Below are 21,633 nucleotides of genomic sequence, written 5' to 3' on the forward strand. Positions count from 1 at the left end.
TTCCTCCATCATGTCAAAAACATTTGTTCATTGAAAAAAGTCATCGAAGCGATGACTGTTATTGCGCAGGTTGCCCTATCCCTTGGTTTTTTATCACCAATCTTTGGTGATATTCTTTTTCTGGATCTAATGGGAAAGTAACCACTTGGCCATTCAGTTTAATTTCAACATTCGGTGCACTTCCAATATTAAGCCGCACTTCTTTTACTGTTGATAAATCACGTTTTTCTGTTTGACCACTTTGTACTGTAGTGTTTAGAATTTCGTTACCCGCATCATCTTTAACATCTACATAGCTTGCACCCTTCGCTGAAATTTCCAGTTCTAATGTTTTATTATTATGAATTTCCAAAGTAGATACCTTACCACTCGTTCCAACTACCTTCACTTCTTGTTGTCCAGTTGGTTGCACTGGTTGTTCCTCTTTCTTTGGCTCTTCTTTCTTTGGCTCTTCTTTTTTTGGTTCTTCCGCTTTCACTTCATCTTTCTTCGTATCTAGCGGAGAATCTTTTGCTTTTTGAACTTCAATTTTCTCACTTTGAGCATTCGGAACTTGCCTATCATCTTTTCCAGTTAACGCTTGAATAACAAACCAGACTACCACTCCAAATGCGATTACTAACAACACAATCAAAATTTTTGGCATATGATCTGCAATTGGCCATGATGAAGATTTTTGCATTGTTTCTTGTGTTTTTTGTCCAGTTGATACTTGTGGAACTTCACGATTTTCAGATTGTGGTATCGTACTCTGATATTCTACAAGCAGTTCCTCTCCATTTAATCCAACAGCATCTGCATATTGTTTAATGAATGCACGCGCATAAAAAGCTCCTGGCAACACATCATAATTGCCTTCTTCAATCGCTACTAAATGGCGTTTTTGAATTTTTGTAATCTCATGCAGCTGATTAATAGATAAGCCTTTCGCTTCTCTTGCTTCTGTCAGCTTTTGTCCTAATTCCGTCACTACTAACACCTCAATATTTCTTTAAAAGTCGAACATAGAGAAATTGTTTTTCGTACCTTGCTCAATTTCATCTACTAAATTATATTGAATTTCTTCATCATAATCGTTACGCAATTCGATAATATAATCAAAATCATCCAATGTGTATTCTGACTGACTCACAAACACATCCGGATGTTCCACAACTTTCGTTGCAGGCAATCTCATGATTTCACGAACGAGCTGCCAGTGTCTTTCATTGGCACGCTTTGTCGACACAATTCCATCTAGTATGAAAATATTATCGTCGCTATACTCATCTTCAATCAATTGGCTACGAACAGTTTGCTTAATGAGAGTAGACGATACGAATAACCATCTCTTATTTGCACAAACACTTGCGGCAACAATAGATTCTGTTTTTCCGACACGAGGCATTCCTCGTATCCCAATTAATTTATGACCTTCTTTTTTCATTATCTCCGCCATAAAGTCTACAAGCAATCCTAATTCATCACGCACAAATCGAAATGTTTTCTTATCATCTGCATCTCGTTGTATGTACCTACCATGTCTAACTGCTAGCTTATCTCTAAGCTTTGGCGGACGATATTTCGTTACCGTTATATTATCCATCGTATTTAAAATTGATTCAAGTCTAGAGATTTGTTCTTGATTATCACACATAAGCAAAAGTCCACGTCGTGCATTATCTACACCATTAATTGTGACAATATTGATGCCAAGCATACCGATTAACGAAGAAACGTCACCAAGTAAGCCAGGTCGGTTTTTATGTATTTCATATTCAAAATACCATTCAATCATCCAAGATCACTCCCCTACGCTTACTTTACACCTACGTACTATATTATATGATTTCACCTTAATAGGGAAGCTAAATGTATAATCTATTCCTCCTAATTACTATACAAAAAAAGTAGAGAGGAGCTTCTCCTCTCTACTTTTACTTATGTTGTACAAACTTCACCATTAAATTTGCGATTGTATGTTGCTCTTGTTCATCAGCAACTTTCCAAAGCTCAGACAATAATTTTTCTTGATCGTTGCGCGCTTCTACTTCATTTGCTAAATAATCACCAACACGAAATGCCATATCTGATACGGCACCACCATCAAGCCCTTTTCCCCCCGCTTGTTCTAAACGTTCTCCTAAAAAGCTCTTCCACTGATCAAAATTATCTAACACTGACATGTTTAAGCACCTCACTATTGAGTAATAGAATCATGCTTAATTTGTGCATTTTTTTATTTTTTATGTAAGAAATTTTTAGCAATGCCAACCGCCATTCACTCCGATAATTTGCCCCGTAATATAAGAAGCTCCTGGCGAAACGAGGAAGGAGACTGTTTTTGCTACCTCTTCGGGTAGTCCTATTCTACCTAATGGAATATCTTCAGCAATTTCATTTTTATCATCTTCTGAAAATGCATGTAACATTTCTGTTTCGATTGCACCTGGCGCTACCGCATTAACGCGCAATCCACTTAAAGAAACTTCTTTCGCTAAAGCCTTCACATAAGAATTTTGTGCACCTTTTACCATTGAGTACAGCACCTCACAAGATGCTCCTATTTGCCCCCATATGGATGAAATAATGACAACATTACCACTTCTCCGCCCGATCATCGGTGGAAGCGCCATCGATAAAAGTCTATATACACTCTTCACTTGAAGCTCCACCATATAATCTAATTCTTCATTCGTAACATCTGTTACTAATCCAAAGATACTCTTTCCAGCTGCGTATACAATAACATCAATAGGATGTTCAATTTGTCCCCACAATTCCTCCGCTCCATCGATAGAAGCTAAATTTGCTTGCACAGGAATCACTGCATCAAATTCCTTTTGTAACTCCCTTACCTTCTCTTCGCTTTTATTGTAATGAATATAGACTGTATAACCATCCTCGATTAACTGCTTCGAAATAGTAGAGCCAATCCCTCCGCTTCCTCCAGTTACTAATGCATACTTTTTCATAAATTCCCTCTCTTATCTTTTTATGTATAAATAAATAATACCCTCATCTTACCATTTGGCAATAACCAAACGTTAGATGAGGGATATAGATACTGCGTTTTTCATTCACATATTACTTCACTTTTTTGGTAACACTTGGCAGACACTCATTTTCTCTTCAATTAATAATGTTTTTGCTGCTTGTTGTAGGTCTTGAACAGTTAATCCTTCTAACACTGTAAGAGCATCAAATAAACTAGATTCATTAAACGCATATCGTGTAAACTGATTTGCAATATATTCAGGTGAATTCAACGATCGTAAAAATCCGCCAATTTTCTTTTTCTTCACCCGTTCCAGCGCAGTCTCATCTAACTGATCATAATTCGTTTGTAGTAAAATACCTTTTAATCGCTCTGCCAATTCATCAGGGTGCTTCGTATCTCCACCAACCATTGCAAAACCGAAGTTATTTTCTTCAGTATAGTCATACGAGAACGAATCATCAATAAGACCTTCATTATATAAAGATTCGTAATGAACTGACCCTTTTCCAAATAAATAATCTAAAAGTAATGTAAGCGCAATTTCTTGTTTTAAAAGGGCTTGCCCTTTTTCTTTTAAATTCGTTGCCTTAATACCAACTAAACATTTTGGAGTTTGGACAGGCATTGAAATAATCTTTTTCTTTTCATTTACTTCTTCTGGTTCCTCTTCAAAAGAACGAACGATTTCCGGTTGATTTTCGTAATCTTTTTTCGCTTGATTTTCACGAACTAAATCCATTGTTTTTTCAGGATCAATCGCTCCAACAACAAATAATAACATGTTGCTCGGATGGTAAAAAGTCTCATAACATTCATACAGTAGGTCTTTTGTAATTTTACTAATAGACTCAATCGTCCCTGCAATATCAATTTTAATTGGATGTTTCACAAACAAACTATCGATTAACCCAAAGTACAAACGCCAGTCTGGGTTATCTTGGTACATTTGAATTTCTTGACCGATAATACCTTTTTCTTTTTCAACCGTTTTTTCAGAGAAGTACGGTTCTTGTACAAAGTCTAACAACGTATTTAAATTTCTCTCTACATTTGATGTACAGGAAAAGAGATAAGCGGTTCTTGTAAAAGATGTAAAAGCGTTCGCTGAAGCACCTTGTTTACTAAACAATTGAAACGCGTCATGGTCCTCTTTTTCAAACAATTTATGCTCAAGGAAATGAGCAATTCCATCTGGTACACGAGTCATGTCTTCTTTTCCAAGCGGAACAAATGTATTATCAACAGAGCCGTACTTCGTCGTAAATGTTGCAAATGTTTTGTTGAAGCCTTGTTTCGGTAAGATATATACGTCTAATCCATTCGGAAGTTTTTCATAATATAGCGTCTCTTTTAATTGCTCATACACAATTTTCTCCATTTATTCTCCCTCCGTTCCATGTAAAAAGTAAATTGTATCTAGTTCAATATTATTAGCAACTTTCACAATCTCTTCTTTCGTCACGCTTTCTATGCCCGTTAGCCATTCTTCAACTGGACGCGTACGCTCTGAGATTACCCCGTGATAAAGCATTTCAACAAAACCACGTGGTGTATCAATTGCCTCTAAGATTTGATTTTGAATTACACTTTTCGTTTGCTGAATCTCTTCCTCTGAAAAATCACCGCTTTGCATTGCTTTCATCTGTTCTTTAATAATTTCAACAGCTTTTTCAAAGTTCTTCGCTTCAATCCCAGACATAACGAAGAGCAAACCTTTATGACTTTCAAATCTCGATGCTGCATAGTACGCTAAACTATTTTTTTCACGGACATTTACGAATAACTTCGAATGAGAAAACCCTCCAAATAATCCGTTAAACAATTGTAATGCAAAATAATCTTCATCTTTATACGTAATGAATGTGCGATAGCCGATATTTAATTTACTTTGCTTTAGTTCTTGTTTTTCAACAATTTCTTTTTCTTCATTATTTCGTTTATGAAGAAGTACATTTCTTTCTTTCACAACACGAGGTGAAATCGAAAAATACTTATTTACAAGCTCCACAGCATCTTCTGAAATGTCACCAATGATATATAAATCCATTTCATCTTCAGCTAACACTTTTTGATAATATTGATACAAACTTTCATTTGTAATAGAAGCAACACTCTCTTTTTTCCCATTTGCACTTAAGCGATATGGTTCTACTTTGCACATTTCTTCAATTAAACGCTCGTTTGCATAACGCATTTTATCATCATAAGTAGCTTCAATTCGTTGCAAGAGTGCTCGTTTCTCACTTTCTACAATAGAAGATAGAAAACCGTCCCCTTCTGTTGCTGGATGTAAAACAATATCAGATAACATAGAAAGCGCCTTTTCAAATAACGGTGGTGCATCGCGTAAATATGTTTCATTTGCAATGTCTACATAAATAGAGATGATATGGTCTTCCCCTTTTTTACTTACATCTACCGCTAAAGAAGATCCATATAATTCTTCTAAATATTGACGAAGACGAATTACAGAAGGCAGTTTTTCTGTCGCACTTTGCAATACGTACGGCAATAGAGCACGCTCTGTCACCGTCTCCTCATTTAAAGGTGCTTTAAAACGAAATACAAAGGTATTTGTTTTAAATTTATCAGTCGGAATAATATGTACTCGCAAGCCACCTAATTCATGCAGTTGCTGTTCCATTAGTTTCATTAATAGCCCTCCTTTACGTATGTAGGAATATTCCTCTTCAATATACAGTTTTTAGAAATAAAAAATCAACTTTTCTTCCTTATTATGCTTACATTTGATTCTTTCTAAAAACTTTAATATGTAAGGAACATAGTAAAATTCCGTATTAAATATATTCTATGTAAAAAAGCCCGCACTAATGTGCGAGCTTTTCTTATACTTTCTAAATACTCATCGTTTTCCTTTTTCATAAGGCGTTCCTAATGCTTTCGGAGCTTCAGATCGTCCTACAAAACCAACAAGTGCTAATATTGTAAATACATACGGTAATATCGTTAAGAATACACTTGGAATTTCTTTTAATACAGGAATGGTACCACCTGTTATCCCAAGTGATTGAGCAAATCCGAAGAACAGCGCCGCTCCAAGAGCACCAAGTGGATTCCATTTACCAAAGATCATAGCTGCTAGCGCCAAGAAACCTTGTCCAGTAATTGTAGCACCTGAGAAGTTACCAGAAATCGACATTGCGAAGACCGCACCACCCACTCCTGCAAACATTCCAGATATACAAACTGCAATATAACGCATTTTATATACATTAATCCCCATCGTATCTGCTGCCATTGGATGTTCACCAACAGCACGAAGACGAAGACCGAACGGCGTTTTATAAATAATGTACCAAACAACAAAAGCTAAAATAATAGCAATATACGATGTTAACGGTACATTTGAGAAAAAGATTTTCCCGATTACCGGAATATCCGAAAGTCCTGGAACATCGATTTTTTCAATTCGGTATTGAATAAAATCAGTCTGTCCTTTACCAAAGATTTTCTTAATCGCAAATACTGTTAAACCGAGGGCCAAAAAGTTAATCGCTACCCCGCTTACTACTTGATCCGCGCGGAATGTAATGGATGCTACTGCGTGAAGAAGTGCAAATAACCCACTACCAATAGCTGCAAATAATAGTGCAATCCAAGGAGTCATTGCTCCCCACGTATCACCCATTAATAACGTTGTAACGATACCAGTAAATGCACCAAATAACATTAAACCTTCTAATGCTATATTTACAACTCCAGAACGTTCACTGAACACTCCACCTAACGCCGTAAAAATAAGTGGCGCTGCCGTATATAACGTACCAGTCACAAGAATGGCTAAAACATCTAAAAAGCTCATTTATTTTCCCTCCTTGCTCATGCGTGTAAGTGCCCAGCGTAAAACATAACTGCAAGCAACAAAGAAAATAATACATGCGATAATAACATTAATTAACTCAGAAGGTACATCTGCTTCAAAATTCATTTGTGGGGCTGCACTTTTCAAACCACCGAACAGTAAAGCCGATAATAATATACCAAATGGATTATTCCCTCCAAGAAGAGCTACCGCAATCCCATCAAATCCAATACCTGTAAACGAAGACATCGCTGTCATGTTTTGGAATGTACCAAGCCCTTCCATAGCACCACCAATCCCTGCAAACGCACCCGCAATCGTCATAGATAGCACAACATTTCGAGAAACTTTCATCCCCGCATACTGAGAAGCATGTTGATTAAATCCAACAGATTTCAATTCGTATCCCAATGTGGTTCTATCCAATAAGAACCACATAATAATCGCAATTAAAATCGCTACGATAATTCCCCAGTGCAAACGAGAACCATCCGTTAAAGAAGATAACCATTCAGAAGATAATGAAGCACTAGATTTTATGTCATACGATTTCTCATTCGCCTCATGTAAAAAGCGCTTAATTAAATCATACGTCACATAAAGTGCAATATAATTCATCATGATTGTTACGATTACTTCATTTACTTTAAATTTCCCTTTCAAATATCCCGGGATAAATCCCCACAAACCACCAGCTATCGCCGCTACTAAAATTGACAACGGAATATGTAAAATTGCCGGTAATGATACTGCATATCCAAACCAAACAGCAGCAAGCCAACCAACTAATAATTGCCCCTCTACTCCGATGTTAAAAAGACCTGTACGGAATGCAAATGCCACAGAAAGTCCTGCTAACACAAGCGGAATCATCGTACGTAATGTCTCACCAATTGCTTGCGGATTTCCAACCATTCCTTCCCAAAGCGCTGCATACCCAACAATTGGATCATATCCACTAACTAACATTACAATGGCACCAACAAGTAAACCAAAAATAACGGATAATACAGGAACTAAAATGTTAATTGTTCGCTCCGTTAAAAATTTTTTAGCCATTTGTATTCACCTTCTCTTTCTCCGTTCCGCCAGCCATCAACAAACCAAGCTGTTGTTCATTTGTTTCTTTCGCATCGACAATTGCTACAATTTTCCCTTCATATATAACAGCAACTCGATCACTTACATTCAAAATTTCATCCAGTTCTAGCGATAGAAGTAATACTGCTTTCCCATTATCTCTCTGCTCGATTAATTTTTTATGAATAAATTCAATCGCACCTACATCTAAACCACGTGTTGGCTGTGCCGCAATTAATAAATCCGGATTACGATCCACTTCACGTGCGATAATTGCCTTTTGCTGGTTTCCACCAGATAGTGCGCGAGTTAAGGTTTGTTCACTAGGTGTACGTACATCAAACTGTTCAATAAGCTCTTTTGCTTTTTGTGTGATTTTACTAAAGTTTAAAATCCCTTTCTTTGAGAATGGGTTTTTATAGTACGTTTGCAAAACTATATTATCTCTAACAGAAAAATCAAGCACAAGCCCGTGTTTATGACGGTCTTCTGGAATATGACCAATTCCTTCCTCTGTAATTCTTCGAACAGGCCAATTCGTTATTTCTTTTCCTTTAATTGCAATAGAACCTGACTCAACTTTTCGTAAACCAGTAATTGCCTCTATTAATTCACTTTGTCCATTTCCATCAATCCCTGCAATACCAACGATTTCTCCTGCACGAACAGTTAAGTCAAGGCCTTTTACAGCAGGTAATTGGCGTGCATCATGAACGACAAGATTCGCAACAGACAGAACCTCCTCTTTCGGTTTGGCCCCTATTTTTTCTGTTTTAAAATTCACTTGACGTCCGACCATTAATTCTGCAAGTTTATGTTCATCCATTTTCGCAACGTCAACTGTACCAATTCCTTTACCTTTACGAATAATTGTGCAACGATCGCAAACTTCCATAATTTCTTTTAATTTATGTGTAATAAGAATGATAGATTTTCCTTCTTGCACAAGCTTTTTCATAATTTGAATCAACTCATGAATTTCTTGAGGAGTTAACACTGCAGTCGGTTCATCGAATATTAAAATCTCCGCACCACGATAAAGCGTCTTTAATATTTCAACCCTTTGCTGCATCCCAACCGAAATATCTTCAATCTTTGCATTTGGATCAACAGCTAAACCGTACTGTTCAGATAATTGTTTAATTTCTTTTGCAGCCTCTTCAACAGCTATTTTCCCTTTTCTCTTCGGCTCATTTCCAAGAATGATATTCTCTGTAACTGTAAAATTATGAACAAGCATAAAGTGCTGATGGACCATCCCAATTCCAAGGTCATTTGCTATATTCGGATTTGTAATTTTTACAGGGTTTCCTTTAATTTTAATTTCGCCCTGTTCCGGTTGATACAAACCGAACAGTACATTCATCAACGTTGATTTCCCTGCACCATTTTCTCCAAGTAAAGCGTGTATCTCTCCCTGTTTTACTTGCAGCGTAATATCATCATTCGCTACAATGCCTGGGAATACTTTTGTAATATTGTTCATCTCAATTACGTATTCCATTTTGTTCCTCCTTCTAGCAGGGAACACTCCCTAATTACACTCTATTAAAAGTATTTTTATATATACAAAGGTTAGTTCTAAGAACTAACCTTTGCTATTGCTCTATCATTATTTCTTTAGAGCAGCTTCGTATGCTTTATATTCATCATCAGTCGCAGGTACTTTAATTTCACCAGCAGTGATTTTCTTCTCAAACTCTTCTACTTTTGTTAAAATTTCTGGGTTTACTTTTTTCACATTATCAGTTGATTTCGAGATACCAACACCATCATCTTTTAAACCAAACTCTTCTACTTTACCGCCTTTTAACTTACCATCTTTCGCTTCTTGTGCTACTTTTGCAACTGCAATATCAACACGTTTCACCATAGAAGTTAAAGTTACGTTTTCAGGCATACCTTCTTGATTTTGGTCACGGTCAACACCGATTACCCAAACATTTTCACCTTTTTTCTTACGGTTTTTCGCTTCTGTGAATACACCGTTACCAGTTGCACCTGAAGCATGGTAAATTACGTCAACGCCTCCACCGTACATTGCTGAAGCTAATATAGATCCTTTTTCTGGCTTATCAAATGCATCAGCATATTGTGATACGATTTCGATATTTGGGTTTACTGCTTTTGCACCAGCTTTGAAACCTGATTCAAATTTTGTAATTAATGGACTCTTCACGCCACCAACAAATCCAACTTTATTTGATTTTGTTGTCATTGCTGCTACAGCACCAACTAGGAATGAACCTTCATGGTCTTTAAATGTAATACTTGTTACATTCGGTTCTTTCACAACAGTATCTACAATTGCAAATTGCTCTTTCGGATATTGTTTTGCAACCTTTTCAATCGAGTCTTGCATTAAAAATCCAATACCAAACGTTGTATTATAATGATCTTTCGCAAATTTCGTTAAATTCGGAATGTAATCAGCATCTTTACTTGATTGAAGGTAACGATATCCTTCATTTTTCTTTAAATCGTTGTCTTTACCAAATTTCGTTAAACCTTCCCAAGCTGATTGGTTGAATGATTTATCATCAACGCCCCCAACATCTGTAACCATACCAACCTTAAACTCTTTATCCCCTTTTTTGTCACTATCCGCTTTATCCGAGTTACCACATGCACCTAACACTGTACTTGCTGCTAACGTTAACGATAATAAAAGACCTGTTTTTTTCTTCATACTAGAAACCCCTCCTGAAATGTTTTGTCTAATGATTCATACGCTGCTGTCCCTTACTTCTTGCTGTCACCTCCCTAAAAAGGAACTTCCCTACATACGCTTTCTTAATACGTGGAAGCTAAACTTATCAGCTCTAAAGTAATTAATAGAATATAAGATTGGCTCATCATTTTGATCATAGTGCATTTGTTTTAAAACTAGCAGTGCCGTTTCAGGTTCACATTCTAAAATCGGTGAAATTTTCGGGTGATAACCAATCGGTTCAATGTGAGCAACTGCGTACGTGATACGCTTGTGCGTATTATTATGTATTACTGTAAGCAGCGATTCCTCATTGTATCCCGATAAATCTGGTAATATCTCTTTTGCCAGTTTATCAATGCAATATACAACTGGTTCCCCATCCGCTGTACGAACACGTTCAATCATTACTGCGCTAAAACCATCTTCACAATCAAATTTCTCTTTTTCTTCTTCTGTTAAAGTTGTTGTAGATGATGATAAAAAGATTGTTCCTGGTGTTTTCCCCACACTAGAAATCATATCTGTAATACTAGAAAGTTGCTCTATTCCAGAAGAAAATAACGGCTTCGCATTTACAAATGTCCCTACACCATGTCTACGAATAACAACATTTTCTTCTTCTAAAATACGTAGTGCTTCCCTTAAAGTTGCCCTACTTACACCAAGTTCTTTCGCTAGATCAAACTCTGAAGGTAACTTTTGTTTTTCTTTGTAAGCCCCATCTTTAATTTTTCCTTTGATGTGATCAATCACCCGCAAATATAGGTGACGACTATCGGATTTTACTGACATAAGACTCCCCCGCATTTCAATTATTCGACCTCTGATGTAAGACTTCTTTTCTCTTTTTTCAACTTACAACATAGTATAAATTACTAAATACTAAAAATAAGCGTAATTATCGAATAAATATTAATAATTTTTCAAGATGAAATTTTCACACTTTATTCCATAAAAAAAACTTTGCACCATAAACATTCCTCATATCGAGAAAAAGTTCGGCACAAAGATTCCTTACATCCTTTGTTACACACTTTTCCCCTCATAGTCTAGCAATTCATGGTTGCCAGGTAGAAACTTATGGACCTTATCTCCAAGATTATATGAGGTAGTGGTTCTTTTCGAAGTAATCTTACCACTTGCTCCCATATGTGTCAACAGAATTCAACATTTTTCTACATTAAATATCGAACGTTTAGAAAATCAAAACGATAAGCATTCGTATTCTAAAGAGCCCTCCGTTATGTAAGCACTTTCTTTTCTATTGACTATAGTATATAACAAAAACAGCATATAAAAAAGCCTAATTGTAAAAACAATTAGGCTTTTTTTAAGAACTTTTTTCTTGCACATCTTTAATGAGTACTCCCCTTGGTTTACTACCTTCATAAGGACCTACTACACCATTCATTTCCATGGCATCAATTAAACGAGCTGCTCGCGTATATCCTACCCTAAATCTACGTTGTAACATAGAAACAGATGCTGTTTGCATTTCTACTACAAGCTGAACCGCTTCATCGTATAATTCATCTTCTACTTCCTGCTTTGTTTCAGGAACATCTTGTGGAATCATATCCTCTTGATATTGCGCTTTTTGCTGCGCAATAACAGATTCTACGACTCTCTCAACTTCATCATCTGATAAAAACGCCCCCTGTACACGAACAGGTTTCGATGCACCAATTGGTATGAACAACATATCTCCACGACCTAGCAACTTCTCTGCACCACCACCGTCAAGAATCGTTCGAGAGTCTATTTGGGAAGATACAGCAAATGCAATACGCGATGGAATATTCGCTTTAATAACACCCGTAATAACATCAACTGACGGACGCTGAGTCGCAATAATTAAATGAATACCAGCAGCACGTGCCATTTGTGCTAAACGCATAATCGCATCTTCTACATCCGAAGAAGCAACCATCATTAAATCAGCTAACTCGTCCACAATTACCACAATATATGGTAATTCAGGTTGTTTCGCTTCCGATTGGCTATTATGTTCTTTAATATAATCGTTATACCCTTCAATGTTACGCGTACCGCTATGCGCAAATAATTCATAACGACGCTCCATTTCACTCACAACTTTCTTCAAAGCCTGTGACGCTTTTTTCGGATCAGTTACAACTGGTGTTAATAAGTGCGGAACACCGTTATATACATTTAACTCTACCATTTTCGGATCAATCATCATTAATTTTACTTCATGCGGTTTCGCACGCATTAAAATACTTACAATAATTCCATTAATACATACACTCTTTCCACTACCAGTCGCACCAGCTACTAATAAATGGGGCATTTTATTTAAACGTGCCAATACAGCCTCTCCTGTAACATCACGTCCAAGACCGATTAATAACTTCTCTTCTGGGTGGTTATTCGCCTTTGAATCAAGAACTTCTCTCAGCGTTACCATAGAAACTTCTGAATTCGGAACCTCAATCCCTACAGCTGATTTCCCGGGAATAGGTGCTTCAATACGAATGTCTTTCGCTGCTAAAGCAAGCGCCAAATCATCACTTAAACTAACAATTTTACTTACTTTTACTCCCATATCAGGATACACTTCATACTTCGTAACTGCAGGACCTCTATGTACTTTTGTTACTTTCGCTTTCACACCAAAACTTTGGAATGTACGTTCCAATTTACGAGCATTTTCATAAATTTCCGCATTTTCATTTGTAACTTGCTTATTTTGGGGAAACTTTAATATATCAAGCGAAGGAAGCTTATAATCTTTATTTTCCACATTAGAAAATTGCATAGGAGGTGCTTTCGTTTCACCTTCTAGCGATTCAACGATTTTTTCTCCTCGTTTCTTTTGAGATTGTTCTTCTGGCGTAGGTGGAACTGCCTCTTCAATAAACGGAGGAGTGATTAAATCATTTTCTTCTATCTGCTTTTCCGTCTCTTCACTTACTGGATAATTCTCAGTAAAATTTGAAATAATTGGTGGACCAATTTCTATTTCTTCTACTGGCTCAATAGCTTCTTCTTGTTCAGCAACACGTTCACGTCTCTTGCTTCTTGTTGTTTTTTTCTTTTCAGTTTGCTCGGCGACCCTTTGAGATTTCCAATCTTTATAATCCCCTTGCATTACTTGAAATTGACTTCTAAGAATTCTCCCTACCGGAGCAAGTACTTCTCCAATGTGCTTATTTGTTATACAAAGTATTCCAAGAATAACTAAAATAATTCCAATGATATATGCCCCTACTTCGTCAAATAAGAAGTAGCACGTTGCGAACATCAGTGCACCGAACATACCACCACCTAAATGAACACTATCCGGGCCCTTTTTCATTTCAAGGAAGAAGTAATCTTTTGTACTAACAATTACAGAAGTATTTTGCACAGCTCCATCTTTCGTAAGAAGGTTAAATAATGTAATATGACTAAACATTAATATTGCTAGTACAATTAAATAAACACCTATTAACCGTTTATTTAAAAGGTTTGGCCATCCACGCTTTATTACAAATGCAACAGATAAAGCTATTACACCTAACACACCAATTATGTACCACTCACCAAAGAAGAAGCGAAAAAATAACACAAACGATTTACCTACAACACCTAGCTGTAAAATCGTAATAATTGAAAGTGCAAAAAGAGTCAACCCGACGATTTCATAATACAAAGTTGGCTTTATCGTACGTCTTGCCTTTGCCTTCGTCCCTCTTTGCTTTTGTTTTGCCATTTCTTCACCTCGTGTTCTAAAAATTAAGTACAACTTCCTTATAAAAAAGTTCTACTTATATGTCTTTCTCTCTATTTTTCAGGTCTTTATATCTTCTATTTTTACACTTCTTGTAAAATGTTAAATAAACAGAAGAAAGCAGCCTACTCATGGCTGCTCAACCGTCTTGTTTTGTATATTATACCATAGCTCCTAAACAAAATCCTTCTTTTTGCTAAAAGGTAATTTTCTGTCCAGGCTCAAAATCTAGGTAGTGAGACGGATTCGTACTTAATACACGTACAATAGAGTAACATTGATTATCCTCCTCAGAAACCACTAATTCCACGCCATTTATATTCACAACTTTTTGGCTTTCGCATTGTGAATAATCGGCCGGATACACAAGTTGCTCCGGCATAATTGTATATAAAATCATTGTAGCATTGTCCCTTCTGCACTATTATCCATGCGTTCATCAATTAATTCGTTTAATTTTCGAAGTGCGCTACCAATACCACCGACACCATCTATAAGACCATACTTCACTGCATCTCCACCTATTACATTCGTCCCAATATCTCGCGTCAAATTCCCTTTTGCAAACATAAGCTCTTTAAAACGATCTTCCGTTACTTTCGAATGCTTTGTCACAAATCGAATGACTCTTTCTTGCATTTTATCCAAATACTCAAATGTTTGCGGCACACCTATAACAAGACCTGTTAAACGAATCGGATGAATTGTCATCGTCGCTGTTTCGGCAATAAATGAATAATTAGTCGAGACCGCAATCGGTACACCGATTGAATGCCCTCCTCCTAAAACAAGAGATACAGTTGGTTTTGAAAGCGAAGCCACCATTTCAGAAATCGCTAACCCAGCTTCAACGTCACCTCCAACTGTATTTAATATTAACAGTAAACCTTCAATTTTTGGATTTTGTTCAATCGCGACAATTTGCGGAATGATGTGTTCATATTTTGTTGTTTTATTTTGTGGTGGCAACTGAATATGACCTTCCACCTGCCCAACAATTGTTAAGCAATGAATACGCGATTCATTCATTTGTGGTACATTCGTCTGTCCAAGTTGCTGAATTTTCTCCACTATAGAAGCCTCTTTTGGAACTTCTTTCGGCTCAGCTTCTTTTTCTTCATTTGTATAACGATCACGTTCTGTCATATCGCATCCCCTTTCACTCGTATATAACTATTATTTCTTAAGTTATAAATTTCATTCGATAGGGTTAAAAAAGAAAAAGATCACCTGTAAAGGTGACCTTCTTTATACTTCCATAATAATCGGTAAAATCATTGGCTTTCTCTTCGTTTCTTCGTACAAGAACTGCCCTAATAATTCACGAATATTTTGTTTCAACATAGACCATTCAATTGTATACTCTTTAATTGATTGTTCAACAATCATACGTACAATATCTGTGGATCGTTCGATTAATGCTTCTGATTCACGAACATATACAAAGCCGCGTGAAATAATTTCTGGACCAGAGATTATTTTCTTTTCATCCTTACCTAGTGTTACAACAACAACTAAAATTCCATCTTGAGATAACATCTTTCTATCTCGAAGAACGATGTTACCGACGTCACCTACACCTAATCCATCAATCAAAACATTGCCAGCTTGCACTTTACCAACTAATTTTGCTTCATCGTCATCAAAAGCAATTACATCACCTTTTTCTACGATAAAGATATTCTCTCTCGTAATACCTACATCCTCCGCTAAATATGCATGTGCTTTTTGCATACGAAACTCACCATGTACGGGTACAAAATACTTCGGCTTCATTAAATTTATCATCAGCTTTAATTCTTCTTGGCTACCGTGACCTGAAACGTGAACTTTTCTTTCACCGTAATAAATAACCTCAGCACCAGCTCTAAATAACAAGTCAATAATTTTTGATACAGATATTTCATTTCCTGGAATTGGAGAAGCTGCAATAATAACAGTATCACCTTTACGAATTGAAATTTGTTTATGAGCTTGCTTCGCCATTCTAGAAAGGGCTGCCATCGGTTCCCCTTGACTACCAGTCGTTAAAATAGCTACCTTTTTTTCCGGGAAATTGTCTATTTCTTGTAATGAAATAACCATACCTTCTGGAACATCTAAATAACCAAGACGTCTTGCAATATCTACCACTTTTACCATGCTACGTCCTACTACTGCTACCTTCCTTCCAGTTTCAGCAGCTGCATCAAACACTTGTTGAATACGATGTACATTGGAGGCAAATGAAGCAACAATAATACGTCCTTCTGAACTATAGAATACTTTAGAAATCTCTATACCAACTTCTTTTTCCGAACCTGTATAACCAGGACGTTCAGCGTTTGTACTATCAGATAACAAGCAAAGCACGCCTTCATTTCCAATTTGCGCCATTTTCCCAATATCTGCTCCACTATTTCCGATTGGAGTTTGATCAAATTTAAAGTCTCCTGTATATACTACAGCACCTTTTGATGTATGGAAACAAACACCCACAGAATCCGGAATACTATGTGTCGTTCCGAAGAATGACACAGTTGTTGAATTAAACTCTACTGTTGAATTCGAGTCAATTGTTTTTAAGTCTACACGGCCTAACATTCCTGCTTCGCCAAGCTTTTCTTGTATAAGTCCTACCGTTAATTTCGTCGCATATACTGGAATAGATAATTTACGAAGCACATAAACAATTCCACCAATATGATCTTCATGACCATGGGTAATAAATAGTCCTTTTACTCGCTCTTGATTTTCTACTAAATATGTAATGTCAGGAATAACAATATCAATCCCAAACATTTCATCTCCCGGGAACATCAATCCTGCATCTACAATAAAGATTTCAGAATCAATTTCAACACAGTACATGTTTTTTCCGATTTCACCTACTCCGCCAAGCGCAAATACTTTAACAGACTCATTCTCTTTTCTCTTCATGTTGTTGCCTGGTTTAAAAATCTTGCAAACACTGATTTCACTAAAATTGCAGAGACACCAGGGGAAACTCTACAACCACCATATATTCACCGTCCAAGACGAATGTCCTTACCGTTATGCGATATCATGTCCTTGTTAATTTTTTAAACCAGGTTTCACCTCTCTTTCATTATATAAATCAAATATCTTATTCGATATGATATGAAAATTTCATTGAATCGTAATTTTTACCAATTTTGCTAAGCATACCCGTACTAAGCTACTTAGCCATATTATACCTGATACAAGAAATAGAACACAAGTTAAATTATGCGAAAGACAAGAGAAGACGCTAAAGTGAGGCTGTAATTTTCGGGGGGGATTTTCATATCATACTCACTATTTTTCCTACGTAATAGGAGTTTAATGGAAAAATATTCATGTGAGTTCTTTACATAAACATGAAACGATATTCACTAAAAAAATCTTATCTCTGTAATCCGTTTCTAACTAATCCTACACTCTGCCATCGCCTTCTTATTACAGCCTATTAACTATAGCTAATTTTCACCACTTACATATAGTTAGTCAAAATAAAAATGACCTAGTTTCACACTAGGTCATTTTTATTAACGAGGAATAGATTGCATTACAGATTGTAACGTTACTCTTTCTTCTTCCGTTAATGGAAGAAGTGGTAAACGTACAGAACCTACATCTAATCCAACCATTTGTAATGCTGTTTTTACTGGTGTTGGGCTTGGCGCCATAAATAGTGCATCCGTTACTTTTACTAGTAATTGATGTAATTTCTGCGCTTTTTTGAACTCTCCAGCTTGGAATGCAGCAATCATTTCTTGTATTTCATTCCCGATAACATGAGATGCTACAGAAACAATACCTTTTGCTCCAATTGCCATAGCTGGTAATGTTAAACCATCATCACCGCTGTATACTGCAAAGTCGTCCGCTGTTTTTTCAATGATTTCTGTCATTGTTAACACATCGCCGCCTGCATCTTTAATCGCAACAATGTTTTCTATTTCTGATAAACGAACAACTGTATCAACGGAGATTTGTACAATAGATCGCCCTGGAACATTATATAGCATTACCGGAAGCGGAGTACTTTCAGCAATTGTTTTAAAGTGCTGGTACATCCCTTCTTGACTCGGTTTGTTATAATACGGTGCCACTAGCATAACTGCATCAACACCAACTTCAGTTGCCTTTTTTGTTAAATCAACAGAAGCATGCGTATTATTGCTACCTGTTCCAGCGATTACGGGCACCCTTTTATCGACAACAGATACGACATGGCGATATAACGCTACTTTTTCTTCTGATGTTAATGTAGGAGATTCTCCAGTCGTTCCTCCTACCACGATTGCTGTTGTACCGTTATCAATTAAATAATTTACCAATTTCGTTGTCTTTGCAAAATCGATATTATCGTTTTTATCAAACGGTGTTACCATCGCGGTTGCAATTGTCCCAAAATCTATCATGATCTCACTCCTTATTGTTCCAGTTGCTTTTCTTTTGAAAGCTCAAATGCACTATGTAATGCATTCACAGCCTCCACTAAATCGGCTTCTTTTACAAGAACCCAAATTGTCGTATGACTATCTGCTGATTGCAGAATTTGAATACCTTTTTCCGCTAAAGCTGTGACAATTTTCGCTGTAACCCCTGGAATACCTGCCATTCCAGCACCAACGATAGAAACCTTCGCACAATGCTCTGTCACAACTGGATCATATCCAAGTTGCTTTAAAACCTCAACTGCACGCGCTGATACACTATCCTTTACTGTGTAAGCTACACCGGTAGGAGAAATGTTAATTAAGTCCACACTAATCCCTTCATTAGCCATTTCTTTAAACACGTGTTGTTGTAAATCATATGCAGTTTCTTTTGCAAGCACTTTAATTTGCGTTACATTTGACACATGGGCAATCCCTGTAACAGGACGCTCTTCTACATCCTGCCCTTTTGTAGCACCATCATATGCCGCAATAAGCGTACCTTCACTATCAGAATACGTAGAACGTACACGAAGTGGTACTTTTGCATGCATCGCAATTTCAACCGCACGCGGATGAACAACTTTCGCACCTTGATAAGCCATGTTACAAATCTCGTTATATGTTACAGTTTGAAGATGACGCGCATCTTTTACGATACGAGGATCCGCAGTCATAACACCTTCAACATCTGTGAATATATCGATATATTCAGCATGAAGCGCAACACCTAATGCTGAAGCTGAAGTATCACTACCTCCGCGGCCAAGTGTTGTCGTATCTCCATTTTTCGTTTGACCTTGGAATCCAGTAACGACGATAACATCTACATTTGCTAACTCTTCATGTATACGATCGCAATTCATTTCAATAATCTTAGCATTCGTAAAGTCATTATTCGTTACAAAACCAGCTTGTGCACCATTTAATGCTGCTGCTTTTATACCATTCTCATTCAACATGTTAGAGAAAACAATTGCTGAGATTAATTCTCCGCATGATAATAATAAATCTTGCTCACGTTTAGAAATATTAGATTCCTCTTGATTTACAAGACTTAATAACGTATCAGTTGCGTACGGTTCACCTTTACGGCCCATTGCTGATACGACAGTAACTACTTTATAACCAGCAGCTAACGATTTTTTTATATGGTGAAGCGCATGCTTACGCCCATTGTCATCACGTACTGATGTTCCACCAAATTTTTGAACAATAATTTTCATATTTTGCACCTTCTCTTAGCCGTTTACACTAATTGTAATTTTACTAAGCGCTCTGCAATTTGAACAGAATTCCATGCAGCGCCTTTTAATAAGTTATCAGATACGACCCAAAGATGGAATCCTTTATCATTATTTAAATCTTTACGGATTCTTCCAACGAATACTTCGTTTTTACCTACTGCAGTAGCTGGCATTGGATATAACTGCTCTGCTGGATTATCTTGCAGTACAATACCTTCTGCATTTGCAAGTAAGTTTTTCATTTCTTCTACTGTTACGCCTTCTTTATCTACTTCAATGTACACAGACTCGGAATGACCCGATACAACTGGTAAACGTACACATGTCGCAGCTACTTCTAATTCAGGCATATGCATAATTTTTTTCGTTTCATTAATCATTTTCATTTCTTCAAATGTAAATCCATTATCTTGGAATTTATCAATCTGTGGAATAGCATTAAAAGCGATTTGGAAATGCTTTTCGTCACCTGATACAGGTAAAACATTCGCCTTTACTTCTTCGCCATTTAAGATTGCTTGTGATTGTTCATGAAGTTCTTCAATAGCTGCCGCACCAGCACCTGATACAGCTTGATATGTGGAAACGATTACTCGTTTTAAACCATATTGCTGGCGAACTGGCTCAAGAGCTACTACCATTTGAATTGTAGAACAGTTTGGATTTGCAATAATACCATTATGTTCTTTTAAATCATTTTCATTTACTTCAGGTACAACAAGTGGCACGTTTTCTGTCATACGGAATGCACTTGTATTATCAACAACAATTGCACCGCGCTTTGCTGCTTCTGGCGCTAATTGTTTCGATACAGATCCACCTGCACTAAATAGTGCAATATCTACTCCTTCAAAACTTTCAGGAGTTGCCTCTTGAACTGTAAATTCTTCGCCTTTAAATACAAGTTTCTTACCTGCAGATCGTTTAGATGAAAGTAACGTTAACTTCCCAATTGGAAATTCTCGTTTCTCTAAAGTATTTAACATTTGTTCACCAACTGCGCCGGTTGCTCCAACTACAGCGACATGAAAAGTTTTTTGCTTTTCCATCACTATGCCCCTTTCTAGATACCAATCCTTCTATAACTTAGAATTAGAAGGAGCTTACAATGCCCCCTCTAATCTTAATAACGTTAATTTTATCATATTCTACAGTAAGAATGATGGTTTCAACAAAAATTGTACGTTTTTTTTCGTTTTTTAATTCATATATCTGAATTTTTCTACAACAACAGGTTGTAATTGTTTTCCTTGTAACGCTTCTAATACTGTATCTTCAAGTAACTCCATACGAGCTACCATTGAGTTCGGTTTTTTCTCTGGTGCATCTTGGCCGAATGGTACGAAGTAGATGTCTTTTGTAGCCATTAGGCGCATTAGGTTGACTCCAACAGGGTGATGACAAAACCAATAAACATTTTCATTCTTCTTCTATTATATATAGTACATCATGAAGAGTTGAATTTATTTAATTATCAAATCCCCATATGAGCTGTATAAAGTATATCACATCATTTAGTGTAGCTTGTATTACTGTAGTGTATTCTTTTGCAAAGATAATAAATTCAAATGTCTTCTTTTTGTTTTGAATGAATTTAATTTATTTTAAGTGTGTGGTCATTTTTGTGGTCAGT

18 protein-coding genes, 1 pseudogene and 1 riboswitch are annotated in these 21,633 nt (G+C 36.6%); all 19 genes and pseudogenes read right to left on the reverse strand.

All coding sequences use genetic code 11. The annotated features are described in order from the left end of the window. Nucleotides 1-58: 58 nt before the first annotated feature. Nucleotides 59-970 carry a helix-turn-helix domain-containing protein gene (locus MHI07_RS17305; RefSeq protein WP_340825370.1) on the reverse strand — a complete coding sequence of 304 codons (912 nt, stop codon included), beginning with the start codon at nt 968-970 and terminating at the stop codon, nt 59-61. 21 nt (nt 971-991) lie between these two features. Further along, entirely contained in the window at nt 992-1,777 is a 786-nt protein-coding gene (locus MHI07_RS17310; RefSeq protein WP_002066761.1) for a DUF3388 domain-containing protein, read from the reverse strand. A gap of 139 nt (nt 1,778-1,916) precedes the next feature. Continuing rightward, complete coding sequence (locus MHI07_RS17315) at nt 1,917-2,165, reverse strand: DUF3243 domain-containing protein (RefSeq protein WP_000114449.1); 249 nt, start codon at nt 2,163-2,165, stop codon at nt 1,917-1,919. 75 nt (nt 2,166-2,240) lie between these two features. Beyond that, entirely contained in the window at nt 2,241-2,954 is a 714-nt protein-coding gene (gene ymfI / locus MHI07_RS17320) for an elongation factor P 5-aminopentanone reductase (RefSeq protein WP_002160757.1), read from the reverse strand. 117 nt (nt 2,955-3,071) lie between these two features. Next, on the reverse strand, nt 3,072-4,358 hold the full coding sequence (gene yfmH, locus MHI07_RS17325; RefSeq protein ID WP_002014592.1) for an EF-P 5-aminopentanol modification-associated protein YfmH: 1,287 nt from the start codon (nt 4,356-4,358) through the stop codon (nt 3,072-3,074). Beyond that, nucleotides 4,359-5,633 (reverse strand): EF-P 5-aminopentanol modification-associated protein YfmF, encoded by a 1,275-nt coding sequence (gene yfmF / locus MHI07_RS17330; RefSeq protein ID WP_078172938.1) that lies wholly within the window; start codon nt 5,631-5,633, stop codon nt 4,359-4,361. It abuts the gene before it with no gap. Nucleotides 5,634-5,843: 210 nt separating this feature from the next. Continuing rightward, the gene (locus MHI07_RS17335) at nt 5,844-6,803 is read right to left on the reverse strand and encodes an ABC transporter permease (RefSeq protein WP_002111342.1); all 960 of its coding nucleotides are present in this window, start codon (nt 6,801-6,803) and stop codon (nt 5,844-5,846) included. Beyond that, complete coding sequence (locus MHI07_RS17340) at nt 6,804-7,862, reverse strand: ABC transporter permease (RefSeq protein WP_002111343.1); 1,059 nt, start codon at nt 7,860-7,862, stop codon at nt 6,804-6,806. Then, complete coding sequence (locus MHI07_RS17345; RefSeq protein ID WP_002111344.1) at nt 7,855-9,387, reverse strand: ABC transporter ATP-binding protein; 1,533 nt, start codon at nt 9,385-9,387, stop codon at nt 7,855-7,857. The genes MHI07_RS17340 and MHI07_RS17345 overlap by 8 nt, the downstream gene beginning before the upstream one ends. 108 nt (nt 9,388-9,495) lie before the next feature. Beyond that, nucleotides 9,496-10,572 carry a BMP family lipoprotein gene (locus MHI07_RS17350; RefSeq protein WP_002111345.1) on the reverse strand — a complete coding sequence of 359 codons (1,077 nt, stop codon included), beginning with the start codon at nt 10,570-10,572 and terminating at the stop codon, nt 9,496-9,498. Nucleotides 10,573-10,662: 90 nt separating this feature from the next. Continuing rightward, a complete protein-coding gene (locus MHI07_RS17355; protein WP_002160754.1) occupies nt 10,663-11,388 on the reverse strand; it encodes a GntR family transcriptional regulator in 726 nt (241 codons plus the stop codon). Between the two features lie 233 nt (nt 11,389-11,621). Beyond that, nucleotides 11,622-11,723: riboswitch (purine riboswitch) on the reverse strand. 203 nt (nt 11,724-11,926) lie between these two features. Then, nucleotides 11,927-14,311, reverse strand: coding sequence for a DNA translocase FtsK (locus MHI07_RS17360; protein WP_002160753.1), 2,385 nt, complete (start codon nt 14,309-14,311; stop codon nt 11,927-11,929). A gap of 214 nt (nt 14,312-14,525) precedes the next feature. Then, nucleotides 14,526-14,729 (reverse strand): YlzJ-like family protein, encoded by a 204-nt coding sequence (locus MHI07_RS17365; protein WP_002111349.1) that lies wholly within the window; start codon nt 14,727-14,729, stop codon nt 14,526-14,528. Beyond that, nucleotides 14,726-15,475: a translocation-enhancing protein TepA gene (tepA, locus tag MHI07_RS17370; protein ID WP_002146116.1), complete on the reverse strand. Its 750-nt coding sequence runs from the start codon at nt 15,473-15,475 to the stop codon at nt 14,726-14,728. Before tepA ends, MHI07_RS17365 begins: the two co-directional genes overlap by 4 nt. A 102-nt stretch (nt 15,476-15,577) precedes the next feature. After that, a complete protein-coding gene (locus MHI07_RS17375) occupies nt 15,578-17,248 on the reverse strand; it encodes a ribonuclease J (protein WP_215579434.1) in 1,671 nt (556 codons plus the stop codon). A gap of 608 nt (nt 17,249-17,856) precedes the next feature. Continuing rightward, nucleotides 17,857-18,735, reverse strand: coding sequence for a 4-hydroxy-tetrahydrodipicolinate synthase (gene dapA / locus MHI07_RS17380; protein WP_340825384.1), 879 nt, complete (start codon nt 18,733-18,735; stop codon nt 17,857-17,859). Nucleotides 18,736-18,746: 11 nt separating this feature from the next. Beyond that, nucleotides 18,747-19,979: an aspartate kinase gene (gene dapG, locus MHI07_RS17385; protein WP_002160751.1), complete on the reverse strand. Its 1,233-nt coding sequence runs from the start codon at nt 19,977-19,979 to the stop codon at nt 18,747-18,749. A 23-nt stretch (nt 19,980-20,002) separates the two neighbouring features. Then, a complete protein-coding gene (gene asd, locus MHI07_RS17390) occupies nt 20,003-21,049 on the reverse strand; it encodes an aspartate-semialdehyde dehydrogenase (protein ID WP_002014577.1) in 1,047 nt (348 codons plus the stop codon). 150 nt (nt 21,050-21,199) lie between these two features. Next, nucleotides 21,200-21,388, reverse strand: a pseudogene (gene spoVFB / locus MHI07_RS17395) (dipicolinate synthase subunit B); the annotation flags it as partial. Nucleotides 21,389-21,633 lie beyond the last annotated feature (245 nt).

This window comes from Bacillus sp. FSL H8-0545, assembly GCF_038006105.1.
Taxonomy (GTDB): Bacteria; Bacillota; Bacilli; order Bacillales; family Bacillaceae_G; genus Bacillus_A; species Bacillus_A cereus_U.